This is a genomic window from Kineobactrum salinum (assembly GCF_010669285.1).
Lineage (GTDB): Bacteria > Pseudomonadota > Gammaproteobacteria > Pseudomonadales > Halieaceae > Kineobactrum > Kineobactrum salinum.
This window is the reverse complement of the sequence record NZ_CP048711.1, coordinates 4,139,200-4,162,306: the sequence shown is the minus strand read 5'-3', so window position 1 is coordinate 4,162,306 and position 23,107 is coordinate 4,139,200. Positions and strand designations below refer to the sequence as shown.

The 23,107-nt window shown below is 60.3% G+C and carries 20 protein-coding genes, 1 tRNA gene and 1 pseudogene; 6 read left to right on the top strand and 16 right to left on the bottom strand.

All coding sequences use genetic code 11. The annotated features are described in order from the left end of the window. Positions 1-93: 93 nt before the first annotated feature. The 5 genes from G3T16_RS18385 to G3T16_RS22630 form a co-directional block, all read right to left on the bottom strand. Positions 94-867, bottom strand: a complete 774-nt coding sequence (locus G3T16_RS18385; RefSeq protein ID WP_163496496.1) for an exodeoxyribonuclease III — start codon at positions 865-867, stop codon at positions 94-96. 306 nt (positions 868-1,173) lie between these two features. Beyond that, positions 1,174-1,467, bottom strand: coding sequence for a putative quinol monooxygenase (locus tag G3T16_RS18380; protein WP_163496495.1), 294 nt, complete (start codon positions 1,465-1,467; stop codon positions 1,174-1,176). A gap of 1 nt (position 1,468) precedes the next feature. Then, complete coding sequence (locus G3T16_RS18375; RefSeq protein WP_163496494.1) at positions 1,469-2,899, bottom strand: aldehyde dehydrogenase family protein; 1,431 nt, start codon at positions 2,897-2,899, stop codon at positions 1,469-1,471. Between the two features lie 28 nt (positions 2,900-2,927). Next, on the bottom strand, positions 2,928-3,956 hold the full coding sequence (locus G3T16_RS18370) for a UbiD family decarboxylase domain-containing protein (RefSeq protein ID WP_163496493.1): 1,029 nt from the start codon (positions 3,954-3,956) through the stop codon (positions 2,928-2,930). Then, a complete protein-coding gene (locus G3T16_RS22630; RefSeq protein ID WP_163496492.1) occupies positions 3,926-4,246 on the bottom strand; it encodes a UbiD family decarboxylase domain-containing protein in 321 nt (106 codons plus the stop codon). The genes G3T16_RS18370 and G3T16_RS22630 overlap by 31 nt, the downstream gene beginning before the upstream one ends. A gap of 303 nt (positions 4,247-4,549) precedes the next feature. Here G3T16_RS22630 and G3T16_RS22625 point away from each other — a divergent pair. The 3 genes and pseudogenes from G3T16_RS22625 to G3T16_RS18350 all read left to right on the top strand — a co-directional run. After that, a pseudogene (locus G3T16_RS22625) lies at positions 4,550-5,008 on the top strand (TonB-dependent receptor plug domain-containing protein); the annotation flags it as partial. A gap of 665 nt (positions 5,009-5,673) precedes the next feature. Continuing rightward, positions 5,674-6,801 (top strand): TonB-dependent receptor, encoded by a 1,128-nt coding sequence (locus G3T16_RS18355; protein ID WP_232059158.1) that lies wholly within the window; start codon positions 5,674-5,676, stop codon positions 6,799-6,801. 77 nt (positions 6,802-6,878) lie between these two features. Next, positions 6,879-8,246, top strand: a complete 1,368-nt coding sequence (locus G3T16_RS18350; protein WP_163496489.1) for a sodium-dependent transporter — start codon at positions 6,879-6,881, stop codon at positions 8,244-8,246. Here G3T16_RS18350 and G3T16_RS18345 read toward each other — a convergent pair. The 4 genes from G3T16_RS18345 to G3T16_RS18330 all read right to left on the bottom strand — a co-directional run bounded on the left by G3T16_RS18345 (position 8,230) and on the right by G3T16_RS18330 (position 12,494). Continuing rightward, entirely contained in the window at positions 8,230-9,351 is a 1,122-nt protein-coding gene (locus tag G3T16_RS18345; protein WP_163496488.1) for a helix-turn-helix domain-containing protein, read from the bottom strand. The genes G3T16_RS18350 and G3T16_RS18345 overlap by 17 nt on opposite strands. 29 nt (positions 9,352-9,380) lie before the next feature. Continuing rightward, positions 9,381-10,700, bottom strand: a complete 1,320-nt coding sequence (locus G3T16_RS18340) for a protoporphyrinogen/coproporphyrinogen oxidase (protein ID WP_163496487.1) — start codon at positions 10,698-10,700, stop codon at positions 9,381-9,383. A gap of 1,207 nt (positions 10,701-11,907) precedes the next feature. After that, a tRNA-Arg gene (locus tag G3T16_RS18335) sits at positions 11,908-11,984 on the bottom strand. Positions 11,985-12,068: 84 nt separating this feature from the next. After that, positions 12,069-12,494, bottom strand: a complete 426-nt coding sequence (locus G3T16_RS18330) for a hypothetical protein (RefSeq protein WP_163496486.1) — start codon at positions 12,492-12,494, stop codon at positions 12,069-12,071. A gap of 117 nt (positions 12,495-12,611) precedes the next feature. Between G3T16_RS18330 and G3T16_RS18325 the strand changes: the two genes are divergently transcribed. Beyond that, entirely contained in the window at positions 12,612-13,688 is a 1,077-nt protein-coding gene (locus G3T16_RS18325; protein WP_163496485.1) for a CNNM domain-containing protein, read from the top strand. Between the two features lie 131 nt (positions 13,689-13,819). Here the strand turns inward: G3T16_RS18325 and G3T16_RS21340 are convergent, their stop codons facing one another. The 3 genes from G3T16_RS21340 to G3T16_RS18310 all read right to left on the bottom strand — a co-directional run bounded on the left by G3T16_RS21340 (position 13,820) and on the right by G3T16_RS18310 (position 17,009). After that, complete coding sequence (locus tag G3T16_RS21340; RefSeq protein ID WP_197911747.1) at positions 13,820-14,137, bottom strand: hypothetical protein; 318 nt, start codon at positions 14,135-14,137, stop codon at positions 13,820-13,822. A gap of 250 nt (positions 14,138-14,387) precedes the next feature. Then, positions 14,388-15,587, bottom strand: a complete 1,200-nt coding sequence (locus tag G3T16_RS18315) for a pyridoxal phosphate-dependent aminotransferase (protein WP_163496484.1) — start codon at positions 15,585-15,587, stop codon at positions 14,388-14,390. Positions 15,588-15,590: 3 nt separating this feature from the next. Further along, positions 15,591-17,009 (bottom strand): amidase, encoded by a 1,419-nt coding sequence (locus G3T16_RS18310; protein ID WP_163496483.1) that lies wholly within the window; start codon positions 17,007-17,009, stop codon positions 15,591-15,593. Positions 17,010-17,244: 235 nt separating this feature from the next. On the opposite strand from G3T16_RS18310, the gene G3T16_RS18305 reads away from it, so the two are divergent. After that, positions 17,245-17,643, top strand: a complete 399-nt coding sequence (locus G3T16_RS18305) for an HIT family protein (RefSeq protein WP_163496482.1) — start codon at positions 17,245-17,247, stop codon at positions 17,641-17,643. 134 nt (positions 17,644-17,777) lie between these two features. Further along, positions 17,778-18,611, top strand: coding sequence for an HAD family hydrolase (locus G3T16_RS18300; protein WP_163496481.1), 834 nt, complete (start codon positions 17,778-17,780; stop codon positions 18,609-18,611). Positions 18,612-18,714: 103 nt separating this feature from the next. Here G3T16_RS18300 and G3T16_RS18295 read toward each other — a convergent pair whose 3' ends face one another. The 4 genes from G3T16_RS18295 to G3T16_RS18280 all read right to left on the bottom strand — a co-directional run bounded on the left by G3T16_RS18295 (position 18,715) and on the right by G3T16_RS18280 (position 23,029). After that, the gene (locus G3T16_RS18295) at positions 18,715-19,254 is read right to left on the bottom strand and encodes a hypothetical protein (RefSeq protein ID WP_163496480.1); all 540 of its coding nucleotides are present in this window, start codon (positions 19,252-19,254) and stop codon (positions 18,715-18,717) included. A gap of 49 nt (positions 19,255-19,303) precedes the next feature. Further along, the gene (locus G3T16_RS18290) at positions 19,304-20,347 is read right to left on the bottom strand and encodes a hypothetical protein (RefSeq protein ID WP_163496479.1); all 1,044 of its coding nucleotides are present in this window, start codon (positions 20,345-20,347) and stop codon (positions 19,304-19,306) included. Between the two features lie 43 nt (positions 20,348-20,390). After that, positions 20,391-21,263 carry a serine/threonine-protein kinase gene (locus tag G3T16_RS18285; protein WP_163496478.1) on the bottom strand — a complete coding sequence of 291 codons (873 nt, stop codon included), beginning with the start codon at positions 21,261-21,263 and terminating at the stop codon, positions 20,391-20,393. A 77-nt stretch (positions 21,264-21,340) separates the two neighbouring features. Next, a complete protein-coding gene (locus tag G3T16_RS18280; RefSeq protein ID WP_163496477.1) occupies positions 21,341-23,029 on the bottom strand; it encodes a cation:proton antiporter in 1,689 nt (562 codons plus the stop codon). Positions 23,030-23,107: the final 78 nt, after the last annotated feature.

The window sequence follows — 23,107 nt, the reverse complement described above, 5'->3', positions numbered from 1 at the left end:
AGTCACAGCCTGCAAGTCAAGTAACCTGTATCAACAGCGAAATGAGTGCTCCCGGCCGCCGTCCTAGCCGGCCGGCTGAGACCTGCCCCCGATCTACCCGGCGGAATCAAGCTCCAGCACGACGGGGCAGTGATCGGAACCCATTACCTCATTGAGAATCTCGGCTTTCTCGATGCGCGCCTGCAAGGCCTGCGATACCAGAAAATAATCGATCCGCCAGCCGATATTGCGGGATCTTGCTCCACTGCGCATGCTCCACCAGCTGTACTTGACCGTGTCCGGGTGCAGGTGCCGGAAACTGTCGATGTAGCCGGCCGCGAGGAGGTTGTCCAGGCCGTCAATCTCCACCTGGGTATAGCCCGCGCTCTTGTTGTAGTTGGCTTCCGGCCTGGCAATATCAATGGGGCGATGACAGACATTGAGGTCACCGCAGATAATTACCGGCTTTTCCTGCTCCAGCAGCTGGATGTACTTCAGGAACTCGCGGTCCCAGCGCTGGCGGTAATCCAGGCGCTTCAAGCCCTGCTGTCCGGAATTGGGCGTATACACCGTGACCAGAATAAACTGCTCAAACCAGGCAGCGATGACTCGCCCCTCCTGGTCATGCTCTTCATGCCCCATGTCGCACTGTACTGACAGTGGCTTGATTCTGGTGAATATCGCAGTGCCCGCGTAGCCCTTCTTGACCGCCGAGTTGCTGTAAAGATCATAGTTCTCGATCTCGGCGAGCGCTTCGAGCACCTGGTCATCCTGGGCCTTGGTTTCCTGCAGGCAGATTATGTCAGGCTCCATCTGCTCAAAGGATTTGCGGAAGTCTTTCTTGATTGCGGCGCGTATGCCGTTTACGTTCCATGAAATCATTCGCATAGTTTAATTCCGTGCTGCCAGTGTCAGTGTTGCGGGATTCGCAGATAAACACTTGACAGAGGCTGCTCAACCCGCAGATACCAACCGGGCCCCTGAACAAGTCAGGGTATTAAAACATATCGAATTATCCGGTTGAATCGGGTTGGTTTGGCGGGAGCGGGGGACGGCAGCTTGCACTGCCTGGTTCTTTCAACGGGATTGTGGACAGCACCAGCAGACAGGCAGCATGATCATCTGTGTTCCGGGCCCCGATGGACCTTGATACGATGAGAATGAAATCGCCAGCAGGGAGTGGAGCCCCCCGGCTTATCTGCTCGTATCCACCGCGTAACATGCAACTTCCGGCGGTTCGAGAAAAAACAGGCCCAGGGCCCCCAGAACGGCGGTAAATTCCTTCGAATTTTCGAATCGCTCCCGGGCGCCGGCATCCTCATAGACCTCGGTGAGATGGAACACACCGGGGGTCACAAGGTCCTCTCCCAGGTTGAACGTCTTCACTCCTGGCGCGCCCTGCGCGGCCACCGCCAGGCTGCCCAGCACCTGCCGGGCCGATTCGACGCGCCTGGGCTGCAGCCTGAGAATAACGGTTACGATCAACATATCATGTGACCTGCTGTTCACTGAGCGCGTCGAGAGCGTTGATCGACCCGGGATTCTTGATGATTGCCTTCTTGCGTGTATAGCGCAGCATGCTTCTGGCACCGTAGCGGGATCCACCCATCCCCGACTTCTTGAAGGCCATTTTCTCCCCGTCCAGCGAAATCGTCCGCGGCAACTCGGTATCATTGATGCTGATGCCCCCCGCGTCGATCCGTCTTGCGAGTTCTGCTCCTTGGGTGATGGACTCGGCGAATACGGCGCCACTCAAGCCATAGCGGGTATCGTTGGCCAGTGCCACAGCCTGCTCCTCACTATCAAACGCCATGACCGGCACGACAGGGCCAAATGTTTCTTCCGTCATCAGGCGCATGTCGTGATTCACCTGGGTGACTACGGTCGGCGGGAGCCATACGCCACCTTCATGGCGCTCCAACACCCCACCCGTCAAGACGGTGGCGCCTTTTGCTCGTGCCTCCTCAAGCTGGGACTCGATGATATCGGCCTGCTTTGCGAAGATGAATGGGCCGACCTGGCCCTTGCGGATATCGGGGTAGTTGAGACTCAGGCTCTGCGCCCCCTCCACCAGCTTGGCCACAAGCTCGTCGTGTACGCTCCGGTCGACATACACGCGCTCGATCGCATAGCACACCTGGCCGGCGTTATAGATGGCGCTGCGCAAAATTGCCGTAGCCGCGCGGTCGAGATCGGCGCCGTTCAGGACCACAGCGGGATCCTTCCCGCCAAGCTCCAGAAACGCAGGAATCAGATTTCCCGCTGCAGCCTGGGCCACTTTTATACCGGTTTCGATGCTGCCGGTAAATACCACGGCATCGACCTGGTCAATCATGGCCCGCCCGGTATCCCCACCACCTTTGACGTACCTCAGTACTGCGGCGAGCTCCGGCACCGCCTCGATGCTCTGCATCAACGGGTCGATGAAACGCGGGGTGACTTCGCTGGGCTTGATCACTGCGCCGCAGCCGGCAACCAGCGCAGGAATGGCATCGAGCAGCGACAATACCAGGGGGAAATTCCAGGGACTGATAACACCCACTACCGGATAGGGAACATACTGATTCTCAAAGCTGATCTCGGCGTTGGAACTGGACCTGCCTTCGGGAGCTGCGAGCACCTCGGGAGCGACAGCACAATACCCTTCGATGAGATGCGCAATAACACCCACCTCCTCATGACTGATCGCCCTGCGGCCGGTATCCTGAGCCAGGGCATTCACGATGTCGTCCTGGCGCTTCCTGACTTCATCGGCCCAGCGGGACAGCGCACGCTGACGATAATCAAAACCAGCGCTCCACCAGTGCTGTTGGGCATCCCGCACTTCCCGGCAGATGCTGGCGATCGAATCGGCGTCCAGCGCTTCGAAGGTGTAATCACATTCACCCGTGCGGGGATTGCGCGCATTGATTGTTGGCATGACCTCTACTCCTTGTGATCCAGCGGTCTTAGTTGCTATTCAAATATTCAGACAGGTCTATCTGCCCCTGTCCGGGAATCCTCTTTCTTTCAAATTCTTCCTCGCGACCCCAGGGCATGGTGGCGTCGATAGCGAGCCGTCCCCAATGATCCTTTTTCTCGTCCCGGTAGAAGCCGGGTATATCGTTGAGAATGAACGCGCGCTTGTCGGCGGGTCCCCGAGTCATGTAGGCCCACATGACGTCATCCAGGTTGTAGATATCGACGTCTTCATCCACGGCGATACACACCTTGTTGTAATCCATGTTCGAGCCCAGCGCCGCCAATAACGCCTGCTTTCCATGCCCCGCGTACTGTTTTTTGATCTTGATGATGCTGATCATGCAGTTGGGCCGACAGCAGACATCGATCACCCCGGGAATAACTCTCGATACATGTTGATAAACCCGTGCTGCGGTCATCGCTTCCAGGGGCCGGAGATCTTCATTGGAGCCGCACGTGAGGGCGTGAAAATACGCCCCTTTACGCCAGCTCACGTCCAGCACTTCGAACACGTGGTTGTCGCCGACTGGCACGTAGTTACCCATGAACTCACCGAATGGCCCCTCGGGGCGCTTGGTGTTGGGCAGGAACCGTCCTTCGACCACTATCTCGGTATCGGCAGGAACCATGAGATCAATCTGCCGGCAGGGCCTCATGCGCACCGGTGCTCCGGACAACTGCGCCGCAACCTCGAGTTCGTTGCCCTCATAGGGCAGGCTGGAACAAGCGGCCAGAAATACCTCCGGCGACGTTCCGATCAACAGGGCCGCTTCGAGGCATTCATTTCTGGATTCGGCTCTCTTCTGGTATTTGGCGAGATCGTGGCTCGACCCCAGGCGGGCCCGAATTTCGGTGTCACTGACGTACATCGATCGATGAAAAGACAGGTTGGGAACCCCGGTATCGGGCTCCTTGGCCAGGTAAATGGCGGACGTGAAGTAGGGTCCGGCATCCTTCTCGTGATAGGTCAGCAGCGGCAGGTCGCTCAGCGTTCCCCACACCAGGTCGTCCGGCATTGTTTCTTCGCGATAGACGTTCTCCACCCTCGGGCCATCCAGAATCTCGCACCAACGCTTGCAGAAACCGTCCAGGGGGCACCGATGAGCTCACACAGCCTCGCATGACTACCATAAAGATTACTGACTACACTGAAATCAGTATTGGCCACCTCTGCAAACAGCACAGCGTTGTCGCCCGCATCCTGTACCGCGCGGGTGACTGCTGCAAGTTCAAATTCGGGGGCAACACGCCGATCGACTATCGACATCTGATTGTCAGCAAGTATTTTTTCTACAAAGCGTTTCATGGGCTGCTCCGCACAGGTAACAAATGTATTGCAGTGATGGTAAGCCCGATGCGCACTCGCACAAAGGAGCCTGCCCGACAAACGTCCGATACAGCTAAACATGTGCCTGATTCCATAAAAACCCGGCCATGCGCCTCAGACCCGGCTGGGCATGGCTTCCCTGCTGCATCCAGGCAAAGTGTCCTATTGCGGTAATTTCGCGTCCGTTTTCCAAAGAACTGGCATAACGACATTGCTAGCATCGATAACACACCATTCATAAGACATCTGTGTGAGAATCACTCAACCAAGGGGAATGTCGAAATGCCATTGAGTACCAGTTTCCGTCATTTGATCATCTCGGGCACAGTAACGGCCTGTGCCGTCGGCGGCGCTTCCAGCGTTCGGGCCCAGCAACTCGAAGAGGTGGTCGTGACAGCAACGAAACGGGAAACACTGTTGCAGAAGACTTCTGAAAGCCTGCAGGTCCTCGGCGAAATCGCCATGTCAGACCGGGGCATGGATGACTTCGACAGTTACTTTCTGTCGGTACCCAGCCTGTCACAGTCGGACAGCCGGGGGCCGGGAAACAAACGCTACGCGATTCGTGGCGTCCAGTCCGCGGGTGAACCACTGGTTGCGCTCTACCTCGATGACGTCGCCCTGCTTGGCTCACCCGGTGAGTCCCTGGACCCGGGTGGCTCCCAGCCCGACCTGAAACTCTGGGATATCCAGAGACTGGAGGTCTTGAAAGGACCACAGGGTACACTTTACGGCAGTGGCTCCGGCGGCGGCAGTATCAGGATTATCACCAATAAACCTGACATGAGCGGCTTCGACATCGCCGCCAGTGCCTCGATGGCCGATGTTTCGCACGGCGGCCTGAACAAATCCCTCAGTGGAATGCTCAACGTGCCACTGGTGGAGCAAGAACTGGCAGCCCGACTGACTGCGTACTCACATCGCGACGACGGCTATATTGACGAGGTCTATCTTGGCGAGAAGGATGCCAACTACGCGGACACAGACGGAGGACGGCTCGCTCTGCTGTGGACCCCGGGGGACCGCACCACCATCGATATGATGGGCCTCTATCAGAAAACTGTCACCGGATCCGAGTTTGAGCTGTTCGACTTTCTCGGGGACGACAGCCCCGCGGCCGCCCAACTGGTGGATTCCGGCTTCGACGATCGAATGAAGATGGCCACATTGTCCCTGACCCACACCTTTGATCAGCTCGACCTGATGTATACCGGCTCCTACCAGGAGCGAGAGGTGGAACGGCGCGATGACCAGACCCGCTTCCTGGCCTACGGCCAGCTCGGATTGCCACCATCCGACTGCCCGGAGAGCGCCCTGGCAAACGGCAACTGCCTCGACATGATGAACGGTTTCGGCCTGGGCACTATCGCCCCCTGGTATCGGCGGGGAAGGAATTCAGCGAGTCCGTGTCACACGAGCTTCGCCTCACGTCCAACAGCGCGGGTCCCTGGCAATGGTTGCTGGGCGCCTATTACGAAGATCGCGACACCGAGCGCTCGGGCCATGTCACCGGCACCAATGCGGAAGGCCAACTGGATGGCAGTGGCACCACTGTGTTCGCCCGTGACAACAGGGGTACCCGAGAGCAACTGGCGGCCTTCGGTGAGGCCAGCTATGACTTCCTGCCCTCCTGGACATTCACTGTTGGCCTGCGCTGGTTCGAAGTGGAGCGAAGCGAGGAGCAGACCACTGTGACCAACTTCTTCGGCCCGACCGGCCCGCAGCCCTTTGAGACTTTCGCCGAGAATGATGTGATATCCCGTTATAAACTCAGCTGGGACGCCACTGACGATGTATTCCTCTATGCGCTTGCCGCGCAAGGATTTCGCGTCGGTGGTCCCAACCAGCCAGTAGGCTTTGACAGCACTGCTCCCGATTTTGATTCGGACGGACTCTGGACCTACGAGCTGGGTTGGAAGACCAGCCTGTTCGATGGCGGCACCTACTTCAACGGCGCGGTCTACCATGTCGATTGGTCGGATATCCAGTTTCTGACGACTGACGCGACGGGCGCCTTTGAACTGATCGGCAACGGCGGAGATGCCACCGTTACGGGCTTCGAACTGGAACTCCAGGCCCGCCCGCTGGACAATCTGGAAGTCAGTGGTGGCGTCGGTTACGCCGATGCCACATTCAGCGGAACGCAGCCAGAGCAGGCCCTGCCGCAGAATCAGCCGCGCGATGGCGAGCGGCTGCCCGGTGTGCCGAAATGGTCGACAACACTGTTTGCCCAATACACATTACCCATGAGTAACGGCGCTAACGCACTGGTAAATGCGGACTGGGCCTACCGCAGCGATTCCACCACCGGCCTGAACCCCGGTGCCAGCAATTACCGCAAGCTGGACGACTACCATCAGCTCAATTTTCGGGCTGGCGTGGAGTGGACCCGGTGGAAGATCATGCTGGCAGTGAACAATGTGCTGGACGACCGCCCGGAAGTCGCCGGCAGGGTCTACGATCTCGAGCCCTACCAGTTCTCCACTGTTCCTCCCCGGACGATTGGCGTTACGGTTGACTACCGGTATCGTTGATCCTCCGGGATCATGGCCACGCCCCGGGGCGTCCTCGGGCGCGGCCGGCCTGATAATTCAATAGCGATGTCCCCTGGATGAGCACTACGCACCGACTCTGGAGCTCCAACTACGTTTTCCTGATGGCGGCAATCGGGTCGGCCGTTGGTCTCGCCAATATCTGGAAGTTCCCCTATACCGTCGGCACCGCTGGCGGCGGGGCGTTCATTCTGATCTACCTGCTGGCGATCATCGTCGTGGCCGTGCCGGTGTTGATCGCCGAATTGCTGATAGGCAGGGCCGGCAAGGCTGGCCCTGCCAGCTCCATCTCGCGGGTGGCCGAGGCCTCGGGTGCCCCGACGCAGTGGAAGTATATCGCCTCATTCGGCATCCTGGCGTCGGTGCTGACGCTGGGCTTCTACCTGGTGATCGCTGGATGGACGCTGTATTACACGGTAGTGAGCCTGGGCGGCGGATTCGTCGGCGACGGAGCCGAGCACTTCGGGCAACTCTATGGTCAACTGACCGGCTCCCCCGCAATGCTGATCGCAAGCATGACCGGGTTCGCCGTTCTCGCGGCGGTGCCCGTGATGCTGGACATTCACAACGGCATCGAGCGTTGCATCAAATTTCTCATGCCGATTTTCTTCCTGATACTCCTGTTCAATTGTGCAATTGCCCTTGCGCACGGTGATGTCGGTGCCACATTTGATTTCCTGTTCACAATAAACCTCGACGCACTGACTCCGATGACGTTCATCTACGCCGTCGGCCAGGCCTTCTTTTCCGTTGGTGTCGGCGCCTGCGTGCTGATCGTATTCGGGTCACACCTGTCGGACGATGTATCCATTCCCAGATACGCCCTGCTTATTGCTGCGGTGGATACAGCTGTTGCACTGATAGCCGGCCTGACCGTGTTTCCGATTGTTTTCGCCCATGGCATCGATCCCGGCGAAGGTCCCGGCCTGCTGTTTGTCTCCTTGCCCACAGCGCTGGCGACATTCCAATACGGAAGCCTGCTGGCCGCCCTGTTTTTCATCATGCTGCTGATCGCGGCCCTCACTTCCGCTATCGCCATTGCCCTGCCACCCATTGAGTGGCTCAAGAATCGCTTCAACTTGCGCCACCCTGTTGCCACCGTGCTCGTATTTCTGTTTGAGCTGCTGCTCGGCCTGACCGTGGTGATGTCCTTCAATCACTGGCACGACCTGTATCCCCTGGGCTTCATTCCGATGTTCAAGGAGCTGACGTTTTTCGGCCTCTACGAAATGCTCGCGGCGAACATTCTGATGCCGATGGGCGGGATCATGGTGTCACTGTTCGTGGGGTGGCAGATATCGCCGGCAATACTGGGCAGGGAGTTGCGTATCCGCTCGCCGTTCGCACTGACCATGTGGCAAGCGGCGTTCCGGTATGTGGTCCCGCTGGCGCTGGCGAGCGTCGCCATACTCAGCTTGAACGGCTGATTTCCTTGCGGGCGCGTTTTGGATAAGCCCCGCTCTTCAGCTTTCTTGCCTCCTTGGGCAGAATACCGTAGTACTCCTTGAACGCCGAGGAGAAACTGGCCTGATGCTGGTACCCTACCGCCTGCGCCACCATACCCACGGATATCTGTTCATCCACCAGCAAGCGCAGCGCCTCCTCCATTTTGCACTGGTGGCTGAACTCGAGGATCGTCATGCCAAAACACAGCTTGAAGCCGTGTTTCAGCTTGGTGGTATTGGTTCCCACCGCTCGTGCCAGGGCGGCGATGGTCAGCTTGGCGCTGAGCTGCTCCTGGAGGATGCTTCGTGCCTGCTCGAACATGGCCAGGTCGCGCTCGGCGAACACGTCTGTAGCAAGCCCTGCCAACTGGCCAGGGGGCTGTGAAAGTTCGTCAAGAAACAAACTCAGCAATTCCCAGGTCTTTGCTTCGGTGTAGATGAGGCGGGATTGTCCTCGCAGTTGATTGTGCATGATCTGTGTCGCGACACCGAGAATCGGCACTGAAATAGGCAACTGCTGGTAGGTAATGCTGTCGTCCCCGGTATCCAGCAGGTCTCGCAGATAGGGGATGTCACCGCCGCAATGAAGCCCGAAGGTATCCAGCACCGAGGGCCGGACGTAAAAAGCCAGCATCTCGCGCCTGCCCGGCTCAAAGCGCACGGTATAGCGGGCATTTGCTCCCTGCCGACAAACGAACATGAAGGGCGAGCTTGAGCTGAACTTCTTTTTCCCGGCCAGCTGCAGGTGCACCGGACCGGACAGACAGATATGAATCTCGATGAAGCCCTCCGGCGGTACAACCTCCCTGCGGGCATCGTGGAAGCGGCAGCGGGACGCCACCACGTAGATATCGTCCCCTATACACTGAAGTTCCCAGTGGCCCTCGCCTTCCTCAACAGACAGCTTTGTCTGGCCGCCGCGCAATCCACGTTGCGGAACCGCCAGGAAGCCGTCGACTTTCTCTGAGCTGTCCAGGGTCGAGAAGGCCTCACTGAGCGACGCGCCGGGGCCCACCAGATGGGTGCGGAACAGTCCCTTCACCGTGTTTTGCATCAGCGCCAAAATACTACCCTCGACTGGTTCCATCCCAGTCTATCGCAGTCCTGAGCAGGCTGTCAGCGGTAGTGTTCGCCGATCAGGCGGGCGATATCGCGACCACTGCCACAGGCGCCGCCCACCAGGGCCTGAGCCATGTAGTCACCGCAGTAGTAGATCGCCTGCCGGGCGCCCCGCTGATGTTCAGCGAAGCGGCGCAAAGAGGCAATATAACCCGGGTAGAATACCGGCAGCATGGGTTCAATCCACTGACTCACCGTATGATCCAGCTCCCGCTCCAGCCCCGGGTACAGTTGAGCCACATCGCGCCTGACAAGCTGCCCCAGCTCTCCCTGGAGCCCCTCTCTGGAGGCCTGCTCCACGGCCTCCGGGGAGAGTTCGCAAAACAGGTGGGGTTTGTTGTTGTCCCGCTCGGGCACCGTTTCCAGGATGGCCAGGGCCGAGGGGTGATCGCGGGTGTAGAAGTTGATGCCATGGGCCGGGCTGTTCTTCAGCACATGATAGACCACGCCCAGCGCGTTGTAGCGCACATCCGCCAGGAAGGATTGTTCCGGGAGGCTCTGGTTGGCAACGAGATGCCGGGCCCTGACCCCTTCCGTCGCGCAAACCACGATGTCGGCGTAAAGTTCGCGCTCGGCTCCCTCCTCCAGCCATGACACCGTTGCGCCCGGCCCGTCCCGTTCGCGCTCAATCCCCAGCACCTCGGTGTGATAGCGAATATCCAGCTGCGATGCCAGCACTTCATTGATATAACCGATACCGCGGCGGAAGGTAAAAGCCCGGTGGCCAAACATGTGTGCGGTGGAGGTCAGAAAGAAGGCCGGCGACACGTCTTCCGCATTCCAGCTTCGGGCCCCGCGAAACAGTGGGTCGACAATCTTGTCGACAAAATCCCTGCCAACCCTGGCAGTAAAGTACTCCGCCATGGTGCCATGATCCGCATAGGCGCAACTGCTCATGTCATTGGGGTCGGTGGCAAACCGGGCTCGCAGCAGATCCGGCAACAACCTGATCAGACGCAAGCGCGTCGACAGCTTCAGGGATGAATTGAACAATGGCCCCAGACCGGGCGTGAAAGCAATCGGATAGTCTCCGCCTCTGTCGTTGCAGCGCATCCGGGTATGGCCGAGGTAGACAATCTCCTCCTCCAGACCGAGCTGACGAATCAGCTCCATCAGCGGAGTATAAAACGTGTAGAGTAGCCGCGCGCCCGTATTGACCCGCAAGCCGCCGAGCTCGACTTGCCGCATACGCCCGCCGGGGGCCGCTTCCTTTTCCAATACAACGACGTTGAAGCCGCGTTGCTGCAGATGGAAGGCGGCGGTCAGACCGGCAATCCCCGCTCCCACAACCACCACTTTCCGCTGACCCGATTCCATAACTGCCCTGCTCCCCGTGCGCCGTTTGCGCTTCGTCAAAAGGCCGTTATGGTAACAAGTACGCTCTAGCAAAACCGGTCAAAAATCCCCGTGCATCCAGGGTATTTGAGCGGTATCTGCCAATATGTCTGGGTTTGTTGGCTGAAAATAGCAGGTGGCTCTTCCGTGTCCCGGGCGCTCTGCCAGCGCAGGTCCTGCGCTCATCGAATCCAGTGAACCAGGGCAAGTGGCAAAAACAAAGCCCGATTGGCAGAAAGGATATTGCAGGCATTCAACATCCGGATTCTGGAATTAAATGAACACATCAGCATCATCACTCGCCTTTTGAACTAACAACATGCCCAGACCCATGCCCTGACCCGGCGATGCCCTGATCGCAGCGACCGCTACTCAATCGAATCTGGAGCTTGTCACCACCAGTTACCGGGATTTCCGGTATATCGAGGGCCTGGATGTCAGAAAATTCACCCCATCTCGCCAGTAGTAGTGAGGTAGAAGCCCTGTTGCCTGCCTCCACTATGAACGGAACCACACTCAGGAACCTCCACCAATGTATGCACAAGTAGATATGCCCGACATAGGATCTATACTCCAGGTCCCTCCGGGACAGTCTGTACAGCAAGACCCTGTACTTTCCATGCCCAACTGTATTGCATTTTTTCCATTATCTTGAGAGGAAAAGGGCTTTCCACGGGCACGGATCTGCCCGAATATACCCTCACGGGCCGCGCTAATTGGATAGAGCCAGAAGGTGCGCTTCCTTCGTCAGCGCACCCTATGGAGTTTTGCGCTTATAGCATGGGACCATCCCACTGCCGGTGGCCATCAGGGATTCGCGCAGGCTCACAGCCGCATAGCCGCATGCCGCATAGCCGCATAGCTGCATAGCTGCATAGGGTGCGTTGAGGCACGAAACGCACCGGGCATAGCTGCATAGGGTGCGTTGAGGCACGAAACGCACCGGGCATAGCTGCATAGGGTGCGTTGAGACACGAAACGCACCGGGCATAGCTCGGAGTGATTGTGGTGAGAGGCGCTACCGATGGGCGCATTCTTTGTCGGCACGATTTGTACCTCAAACGAGATCCGGCCCCCCCGTGTATGGGGTAGAGCCGGCACATTTTGTCGAACGGGGCACGCTCTCACGGCCAGAGCACTGAACAACCAAAAAGGCCCCACTCTTGCGAGCGGGGCCTTTTTGGTTGTTTGGCGCGCCTGGCACGATTCGAACGTGCGACCGCCTGGTTCGTAGCCAGGTACTCTATCCAGCTGAGCTACAGGCGCGTTGTTTGAGGGGCGTTACTATAGGTATCAACTCCTTGGTCGTCAAGGGCTTGGGCGCGAAAATTACCGACGGCGCGCGCTCTGCTACCGGGTGAATCCGGCGCTGGATTCCAGATACAGCCGCAGGGGCAGGCTGCCGTCATCGCGCAGGTGGATGATCAGGCCATAGTAATCGTTGTCGTAGTCGTCGACCCACTCGTATTCGAACTCCGGCACCTTGAAGTCCGGTATCAGGTCGATGGATTGGGGGCGTTGACCGATGACCGTGATCTCTTCAAGCTCTCCATCGTGTGACTGGACGACTTTCTTCGGAATCGCCAGGGTGACCTTCTTAAAGCCCTCTTTTTCGCCGGGCTGCACATCCCGCACGTCCGCACCGGTATTCTTGTCCAGGTGTCCCTTCACCAGTTCCATCCAGCCCGTTTCGGAACTGACCGGCTCGGCTGCGGCAGCCAGCGCCAGCATCGTGCCCAACCCGATCGCCACCGTGCATCTCAACCAATGTGACATATACTTCTCCCTGAACAAATCCTGATTCCCGGCTTCCATAGTAGCCCACTTCCACCCCATTGCGGAGTCCTTCCCGTTGAATATACACAGAAGTTCATTGCAGCGTACAATGCCGGCATGACACTACTGCTGATTGCCATAGGCCTGGCCCTGGGGATTTCCTTCATTTGCTCGGTGGCCGAGGCGGTGCTGCTCAGCGTAACCACGGCCTACACCACACTGCTGGAACAGGAGGGTCGCTCGTCCGGCCGCCGCTTGCGGGCGCTCAAGCAGGATGTGGACCGGCCGCTTTCGGCCATCCTGACCCTCAATACCATCGCCCACACCGCCGGAGCCACCGTGGCCGGGGCCCAGGCCGCAATAGTATTCGGCAGCAGCATGCTGGGGGTGTTCTCCGCCATTTTGACACTGCTGATCCTGGTGTTCTCGGAGATCATCCCTAAAACGCTGGGGGCTTTCTACTGGCGCCAACTGGCGCCGATGATCGCGCACATCCTGCACGGCATGATCATTCTGCTGTATCCCTTCGTCGTGATGTCCAACTGGATGACCCGCCTGATAACCCGGGGCCAACCCCTGCGGGGACTGAGCCGGGCGGAATTTGCGGTGATGGCGGAAGTGGGCGAGATGGAAGGCGAACTGGGCAACCACGAAACCCGTATTCTGCAGAATCTGCTTGGCCTGAGGGAGAAAACCGTCAAGGACGTGATGACACCGCGGCCGGTGCTGTTCACCCTGCCGCAGGACATGCAGGTCGCTGACTATTTTGAAAAACACGGCGATGCGCCGTTTTCCCGGATACCGATCTACGGCGACAACCAGGACGATGTGACCGGCTTCGTGCTGCGCGGCGAATTGATCCTGGCCAAGGCCCGCGAGGAGCAGGACAAGCCCCTGTCCCACTACCGGCGCGAATTGCCCGCGCTGGTAGGCGCCATCGACCTGCTGCGGGCCTTCGAGGTCATCCTGGAGCGGGGAGCACATCTCATGCTGGTGGTGGACGAATACGGCGGCGTCGACGGCGTCATCACCCTGGAAGATATCTTTGAAACCCTGGTGGGACGGGAAATCGTCGACGAGGTAGACCGCACCGCTGATCTGCAGCGCCTCGCGCGACGTCTGGGCCAGCGGCGCAACAAGCGTCTGGGCGTGGAAGCCGGCAAAAAAAGCCCCGACGGCAATGGTGTTCCGTGAACGGCGTCATCCTGCCGCAGGATGTTGCGTATCAATCAGCTCCGGATAACGCCAAATACCTGTTCGAATAAGCGGCGGGCGTCGAGGGCCTGGAGCGTCGCAACGCCCCTCCCCCCGGCCAATTCCGTTGCTCAGTCTTCGAGGTCGTCAGCCGCCTGCTCGGCTTCATGCTCTGCATCTTCACGGGCCTGCTCGGCTTCATGCATTGCATCCTCGCCCGCCTGCTCGGCGTCGTGCATTACATCCTCGCCCCACTGCCTGGTGTCATGGGCACCGTCCTCGATGGCATCACCGATATCGTCCACCGCATCGCCCGTGGCTTCCATCGCATCTTCTGTCATTTCGGACACATTCTCGCCCGCCTCTTCTGCATCGTCCTTGCTGCAAGCGGTAACGCCGAATACCAGAAGTCCCGCCAGAACGGCGCCGGCCAATTGTTGAGCCTTCATATCAAATCCCCTGTGCAAACCTGTTGTCTATTTGTATCAATGACGGCTTCCACCGCACTACCCATGCGCCACCGATCAAGCGCGTGGGGTCAACCAAAGACTACACAGCAAATGGGAGCGAGTAAAGCTGCCGTAATTTCAACTGTGATCGACGCTGATCCCGCGGGAGGAACCCCGTCACCGGCCGCGCACTACACTTTGCCAATTGCAGCGGGGCAACCCCTGCCGCGAGCCTGGCTGCACCGCAGACTCAGGCAAAGTCCTGTTTCGCCATCCACGGGATGATGCGCTCGAAGGCGGCTTCAATCCGGTCTATGGACGTGGAATAACTGATGCGCAGGGCACTGCCGCAACTGTCGCCAAAGGTCTGCCCGGAAATGGTGCAGACACCGGTCTCCTTCAGCAGACGCAGCGCCACGTTATTGCCATTGATGCCCTCGGGCAGCGCCGGAAACATGTAAAAGGCCCCATCGGGCTTGTAACCTGACAGATAGGGTGTCTGGTCGACCAGTTCCACCAGCCGGTTGCGGCGCCGGGTGTACTCCTCCAGCATACCGTCGACAAAGGTACGTTCGCCCTTCAGCGCGGCGACGCCGGCCCACTGACAGGGTGTATTTGCCACCGTGGTGGTAAACATGTGGTAGCGGCGCAGTTTCTTGATGGCACCCTGGCTGGCAATCAGCCAGCCCACCCGCATGCCGGCCATGCTGAAGGTTTTGGAAAAACTGCTGATCACCATCACATGGTCCAGGTCGGAGCAGCAGGACAGCACACTGGGGTAGGTCTTGTCGTCATAGATAAGGTGGTCGTAGACCTCATCGCTGATCACGTAGATACCACGGTAGGCCGCCTCTTCGACAATGGCCTCTATCGTTTCGCGCGGGTAGACGGTGCCGGTCGGATTGCTGGGCGAGTTGAGTACTACCGCGCAGGTGTTCTGGTCCATCGCATCAATCACCTCCTGGGGATCCAGCTGGTGATTGAACTCGGCCCGCGTCGGAATGCTCTTGACGCTTCCGCCGTTCATGCGGATCAGCGGGGCGTAGAGCATGAAGCAGGGATCCGGCACGATGAACTCCCGCCCGGGCGCGGAGGTGGAGGTCAGCGCCAGGTAAATAGCCTCGGTGGCCCCCGTCGTCACCAGAATGTTTTCCGGCAACAGACTGCGCTGGTAACGATTGCCATAGTAAGCCGCCAGTTCCTCCAGCAGTTCGGGCAGACCCGCGTCCATGGTGTAGCCGGTCTGTCCGGCCCGCAGCGCGTCGACGGTTGCCTCGACCACATGGGTGGGCGCCGGCAGATCCGGCTGGCCGATGGAGAGGTGGATCACGTCGTTCATGGTCGAGGCCAGGTTCACCATCTTGCGGATGCCGGGCATCGGAATTGCCAGCAATGCCGGGTTCCAGATCGGGTCTTCCGACTCGTAGAAATCGATATCGAGATCAGCCATCAGCTACTCCTGTGGGTCGGCAAAACAGGGCGGCCGCCATTGGGCCGTGGGCATCAATTGCTGGTAAGCATGCCCTGCCCGCAGCACCGTGCTGTCATTGAATCTCGCCCCGACCAGCTGCATGCCTATTGGCAAACCCTCCGAGCAAAAACCGCAGGGTACCGACAGCGCGGGCTGTCCCGTCATGTTGAACGGGTAGGTAAAGGGCGTCCAGGTCGGCCAGCGGGTACTGGGCCAGTCCTCGGGAACTTCCCGATTGATGCCGAATGCGGTAAACGGCAGCGTCGGCGTCAGCAGCAGGTCATATTTCTGGTGGAATTGTGCCATGCGTTCGCCCAGTGCGGTGCGCTCATTGTTGGCCGCCAGGTATTCCAGCATCGACAGGCGCGCCGCCTTGCGGGCCACCGCAACCAGTTGCGGATCCATCAGCTCCCGCTTCTTCTCGCCCAGGTCACGTATGGCATTGGCCGCACCGCTGTAGAACAGGTGTCCGAAGGCTCCCAGTGGATCGCTGAAGCTGGGGTCCACCTCCACCACCGACGCACCCAGCTCACCCAGCGCACGTGCCACCCCGGCCAGAGCCTGCTCGACTTCCGGCAACACGTCCACATGACCCAAATTGGCGCTGAACGCGATCTTCATGCCCTTGACGCCATCGCCCAGCGCGGCCAGGTAATCGATCTTGCGGCGAGGTACTGCGCTCACGTCGCGGTGGTCCGGCTCGCTCAGCACGTTCATCAGCAGCGCGCAATCCTCCACACTGCGGGCCATCGGCCCAGCGTGGGCGAGGCTGCCAAATGGGCTGGGAGGCCAGTGCGGTACCTCGCCCAGCGACGGCTTGAAGCCGACCACGCCGCAAAAGGCCGCCGGAATCCGGATGGAGCCACCGGCATCAGTGCCCAGCGCCACCGGCGCCATGCCCGCCGCCAGCGCTGCCGCCGAGCCACCGCTGGAACCACCAGCGGTACGCTCCTGGTTCCAGGGATTACAGGTAGCACCCTGCAGCGGGCTGTCGGTAACGCCTTTCCAGCCATACTCGGGCGTCGTCGTCTTGCCCAGCGGAATATAACCGTGCCGGTCCAGCGCGGCCACGGCCGGCGCCGACTTGCCCAGGGTGCTGGCGCCGTCCACGGTTTTCGAGCCCCTGAGAGTGGGCCACATCGGAGTCAGGAACAGGTCCTTGATTGCCACGGGCACGCCGTCCACCCAGCCCCTGGTCTGCTTGCTGTGATAGCGCTGCTCGGACTCCTGGGCATAGCGCAGCGTGGTATCTTCGTCCACCAGGCAGAATGCATTCAGCTCACCGTTGAGTCGCTGCAACTGCTGGAACAGCGCCCGGGTCACCTCCACCGGCGACAGCTTCGCCTGGCTATATTTCCGCAACAATTCGGTCGCGGTTAACTGGAGGATTTCCTGGCTCATGCATTGCTCTCCCGTCTGGACGCCCCTGGCCAACGCGGCCTTCGGGAGTGTTTTCGCACACTACTGACGCCCGGTCAACGCTGTCAACCGCAACCTCACAAGCGGGTTCCGCGGACCGGCGCCAACCGCTAAACTGTGCGGCCAATCACACCCACAGCAGCGGAGCTCAGCGTGTACAGATTCCGTCAACACTCTCTACAATACCAGGCAACCGCCTGCGCCGGACAACTGTCCAATGCCTGAACTGCACCCGCAACTGCTGGCGGACTGCCACCTGCTGGGCGAGACGCCCGGTGGTACGCTGCTGCTGGCCCGCAATGCCGCACTGCACTGGCTGATCCTGGTGCCGAACAGCTCCGAACAGGACCTGCTGGACCTGCCCCCGGCCATGCTGCAGCAGGTGCTGGCCGAGTGCCAGCGGCTGGCAGTCTATCTCAAGCAGTCGCTGGGCTATCCCAAAGTCAACTTCGCCGCACTGGGCAACGTCGTGCCCCAATTGCACCTGCACCTGGTGGGCCGGCACGAAAATGACCCCTGCTGGCCGCAACCGGTATGGGGCAACCTGCCCGCCGGGCCCGACTGGAGTGAGACCGAGCTCGAAGGTCTGCGGCGGGAATTGGTCGGTAACCAGTAAGTTCCGCGGCCCCTGGCTGGCCTGCGCACGGGCCAACTATAGCCAACCGACCGGTGACTGCGCTCGACCCCGGTCAGCCAGCTGGTTATCCTTGATCACTGACATGGTATATCCCGCAAGACCCTGGAGAGACCTTGGAACTGGTAGTTTTTGACCTCGACGGCACCCTGCTCGACAGCGGCTCGCGGATCAGCCCCTATACCCGTGACACGCTGCGACTGCTGGCACAACGGGGCATCGCCTATACTGTCGCCACCGGCCGCACCCTGCATGCGGCGCGTGACATCCTGCACGGGCACGGCTTCCAGTTGCCCCAGATATACAAGAACGGAGTAATGATCTGGTGCCCGCAGGCGACCAGTTACAGCCACACCCGTTTTCTCACCCAGACCGAGATCCAGCATGTGCTGGAGGCCGTGATGGCGCAGCAACTGACGCCGTTTATTTTCGCGCTGGGCCCCGATGGCCAGCATGCGATCTACCATACCCCGCTACGCAGTGATGTGGAGCGGCGGCTGGCTGGAGAATTCGGCACCCGCGCCGACCTGGCGGTGCTGCCGGCAGAGCAGATGCCCGCCGACATGGATATCGCCAATATCAGTGCGCTGGGGCCGGCGGAGCTTATCGATGCAATTGCGCTGAAGGTGGCTCCAGAACAGGGACTGGTGGCCTACAGCGGCACCGCCCTGGAAGGCGCCCAGCTGAAGTGGATAGACATCCACCACAGCGACGCCAGCAAGGGCAGCGCCGTAACCCTGCTGCGGGAACAGCTGGGCGTGAGCAAGGTTCTGTGTTTTGGTGACAGCGACAATGACCTGAGCATGTTCGAGCTGGCCGATGAGTGCTACGCCCCCGAGAATGCCAGGAACGAGATCAAGGCGGCGGCCAGCGCCGTGATCGGCCATCACGACGAGGATGGCATCGCGCGCTTTCTGCGCCAGCGCTTCGCGCTGCCCGGGGCGCGCTAGCGGGCGCCCTACCGACGGACCAGTAACGCCCCGCCCTGGCCGTCCAGCCACAGAACCAGTTGCAGGCCGTGCTTCTGGTCGCCAACCTGCTCGCCATTGAGCATCAGGTCCGTGCTGATCGGATATACCCCTGGGGCAGGCCTTCGGGCAGCGTGAAACTGAATTCACCATTGAAGGCGCCGCCCTTGCCCGATTTCTTGCCAGCCTGCTTGGTCATGCTTTTCAGGGCAATGGTGTTGTCATCGTTGTCCCAGATAGTCAGGCGCTCTTCGATGCGGGCCCTGTCGCCGCTGGTACCCGGTATCACCTCGATCCAGGATTTCACCCGCACCTCGGTACCCGGGCTGACCGCAGTACCCGGCTGGATTTCCGTGCGGTAGGAAGACAACCGGGTGTTCACCGGCAAATTGCCGTCGTTGTCGCGGGCGTACTCATCGGCCACTTCCTTGTCGGTCTTGGTCTGCACCGTGGTGTAGCCGATGATCATGTCGCGCACCATCTGGGCGGTGGTATCGATCACCACCTGCCTGGCGGTGTCTTCCGCGGTTTTCTGTACGGAGTCCACCAGATCCTTGAAGAAGCTGGCCTGGCTGGAACTGGCGGCAAAGGCCGCCAGCACTGCCGCTGACGCTATTTTTTTCATTGCAATCTCCCCCGGCCGGCCCGCCGGGGCCGCCTGACAACACCATAGCCTATTCTATGGAAATATTCATTTTCGCCTGTTTCTGGGCCTGATCTGCCCGTTCTATCATCGCACTCGCGGCGGCATGCCGCGGAATAATAGCCAGTGCGGATTCCGATTTGGCGATTGTACAGCTGTAGTTCTTGCGCTGGAAACAGTCCTCGGCCTCCTGCAGGAAACCGGCCACCGTCTGCTCGCGGAAGCGCAGCTGCTCACGGGCGGCCGCCACGGCCTGGCGCAGTTCGGCGGCGGCGCTGTTCCCACTGTCCTGCTCCAGGACGGCCACGACCCGGTCTTCCACACAGGCAAAGTCATTCAGTTGCAGGCAGGAGCGGCCCTCCTCCAACAGCAGTCCGATACGCGCCTCCCGGTCGCGGGCCGCAGCCATCAATTCCAGAGCCATTTCGTCGACCTGGCTCTGAACGGGATACAGATCCCCCGGCTGGGCGCCGGCCTCCTGGGCCGCGGCCAGCGCCTGCCGCGCGCAGTCGATATCGGCGGCGTCAACACAGTCCTGGGCCCGCTCCAGCGTCGTGGTAATCAATTGCCGGGCGCTCGCCTGCTCCACCCGCTGTAGCATCAGGATTGCCTGGGCCTGCCCCGGCACCAGATCCAGCAGGGTACGCAGCCGAGAACGGGCACAGTCGAAATCCTCCGCCTCGAAACAGGTTTCGGCGGCTTGCATGCGCTCGTTGACCAACTGCTCCTGTTGCGCCTCGGCCTGGGCCTCTTCGGCGGCGTTCAACAACTTCGCGGCCTTGGCATTCTGGGGCGCCAGACTCCTGACCACCAGCGCGTTCTCTATCGCACACTTGAAATCCTGGCTGTAGAAACAGTCCTGTCCCGTCTGCAGCCGGCTGTCTACAACCCGTTGCTGCTCCAGTCCGCCCTGGTACTGCTGGTAGCCAAACCAGGCGCCGGCCACTACCAGCACCAGCAGCACGGCGGCCAGACTCTTCCTGCCGCCACTGCGTTTGGGTGGCAGCAAAGCGTCCCGGAACGCGACGATGGTCGCGGGGCGCTTGTGCCTGTCGGTGCTCAGGGCCGTGCTCAAGGCCTGCCACTCGCGGGTATTCAGGCAGTCGGGCGGACCGGCTTCAGGTTTGCGGCCTTCGCGTCTGCTGCACTCTTGCGGTCGTAGGGATGTTCGCCGGTGAGCATGATATAAAGCACACAGGCCAGCGCATAGATGTCGTCGCTGAAGCTTGGGGGTTCGCCGTTAACCATTTCGACGGTGGCATAGGCGGGGTTAGCGCGCCCAGTTCGCCCGCATCGTAATCATGGCTGAGGGCACCCTTGCTGGCAGCGCGGGCGATCCCGAAGTCGAGTATCTTGACGGTACCACCGGTGGTGACGAAGATATTGCCGGGCTTGAAATCCGAATGGATCAGGCCGCGCTTGTGGGCATAGTCCAGGCCGGCGCAGAGATCGTTGAAGTAACGTAGCGCCACTTCCTTGCTGAACGGCGCTTCCAGCCGCAGCAGACTGTCCAGGGGATCGCCCTTGAGCAACTCCATGGTCATGAAGATGGTGTCCCCATCGCGGTCGAAATCGTGCACGGTGACAATATTGGGGTGGGCCAGCTTCTGCGACTTCACTGCCTCCTGCTGCAGTGAGACAAACGCCTGGGGATGATCCTTGAAATTCTGCCCCAGGACTTTGACGGCAATGTAGGGATTGCGGTCCTCGGCCTCCACCTTGCGCAGATCGCGGGCCTTGTAGACCAGGCCCATGCCACCCTCCCCCAGCACGTCCTCCAGCACGAAGCGCTTCTTCAGCAGGCGGCCACTGTCGCCGTGCGCCTTGCGCGCCAACTGCCGGGCATGGTCGAACCCGGCCGAGGTCTGGGTGGCCGAGCGAAATTCGGTGTATTCCCCCTCCGGATTGATTTCGGTGGCGTCGTCATCGGCGCGGTCACCGGCTCCGGCAGCCCCTGTTTCCGGGTCGCGCTTATCTGTGTCATCTGCCAAACGGTTTGTCCTCGCCGGTTTGCCTGTGCGGTGATCCGAGCCGGGAGTATAGAATTATGCCCGGCGCAATAAAAGGCTCAGCCCGGCGTCGGCTCCAGTAACCTGGCCACGGCGCGCTCCGCCGCGTCGGTGAACGGTGCCAGCACCAGGTCGGCACCCTTTGTCCGCAGCACCTCGACATCGTGCTCACTATGGCTGGCTACAGCGATGCGACCGCGATAACCCGGGCTGCGCAGGCCGTTGATAATGAGCAGGCGCGGATCCTCATGGGTCACGCCGATATCGTGCTGCGGCAGTGCACGCAGCACCCATTTGACCTGCTCCAGAGGCAATGAGGCCATGAAATCCGGATCCGACGCATCGCCGAATACCGCGTCACCACCCGCGGCCCGCCAACGGCGCACAGCTTCGGGATTGAAATCGACCGCCAGGATACGCAGGTCCTGCTGGGCCAGGAAATGGGCCAGCGCCCTGCCATAGCGTCCCAGGCCAAACAGGATCACATCGTGCCGGGCCCGATCCAGACCCTGCTCGTCGATATTCTCCTCGCGAGCAGGATTGGAGCGTTCAAAAAGACCCAACACCGGCTCCAGCAGCCGATACAGTACATGCGACCAGGTAATCATGTAGACCGACAGTGCAATGGTGATCAATCCCACCAGCGTCACCAACCCCAGCGCCGGCGCATCCACATGACCCAGGCTCATCCCCATGGCCATGAATATCAGCGAAAACTCGCTGATCTGGGCCACCGTCAGGCCAGCCAGGAACCCGGTACGCTTGCGGTAGCCCAGCAGCCCCATGATGACCATCACAATCAGCGGGTTGCCAATCAGTACAAATAAGGAGAGCACCAATGCCGGCCCGACCTGGGCGCCCAGCAGGCCCAGATCCAGCCTGGTGCCCAGGGAAATGAAGAAAAACAGCAACAGGAAGTCGCGCAGCGAGCCGAGCCGGGAAACAATGGCCTCTCGGTAGGGAGTTGAGGCCAGCGAAATACCCGCCAGCAAACCGCCCAGCTCCCGGCTGAAGCCCAGGTAGTGTCCCAGCGCGGCCAACAGTGCCGCCCAGGCGATCGCGTAGGTCACCAGCAGCTCCTGGGAGTGGGCAATCCGGCCCACCAGCGGCGTGGCCAGATAGCGGATGAACAGCAGCACAAACAGCAACATCCCCAGACCATTGAGCAGGATCCGGACAATGCCGGCCACCGCATCCCCGCTGGCCGCACTGTCGGCACCGATGCCAACAGACGACAACACCATCATCGCCAGCACGACCACCAGGTCCTGCACAATCAGGAAGCCGATCGCGATGCGACCGTGCAGGGAATCCACCTCGCGCTTGTCCGACAGGAGCTTGACGATAATGATGGTACTGGAAAAGGTCAGCGCAACCGCCACATACAGCGCCACCACATGACTCATCCCCAGTGCCAGTGCCAGCAGGTAGCCAAACAGGGAGGTGAACAACACCTGGCCGAGGCCGGTTGCCAGCGCCACCATCCCCAGGGTTCGCACCAGCTTCAGATCCAGCTTCAGGCCTACCAGGAACAGCAGCACGGCGATACCGAGCTCCGCCATCAGGTCGATGCTCTGCTGCGACTGCACCAGGTCAAGGGCTGACGGTCCGGCCAGCACCCCCACCGCAATGAAGCTCACGACCATGGGCTGGCGCAGCTGCAGACCGATAAAGCCGACCGCAGCCGCCAGCGCCAGCAGCGCCGCCCACTCATAGAACGGTGAACTGTGTATCAGTGACAAATCCATACCAGGCTACCCCCCTGTAAGCGCAAAGGGTAGCCGAGGACCGGCAGTCAACGCCACCCGGTCAAGCCGTGATACATT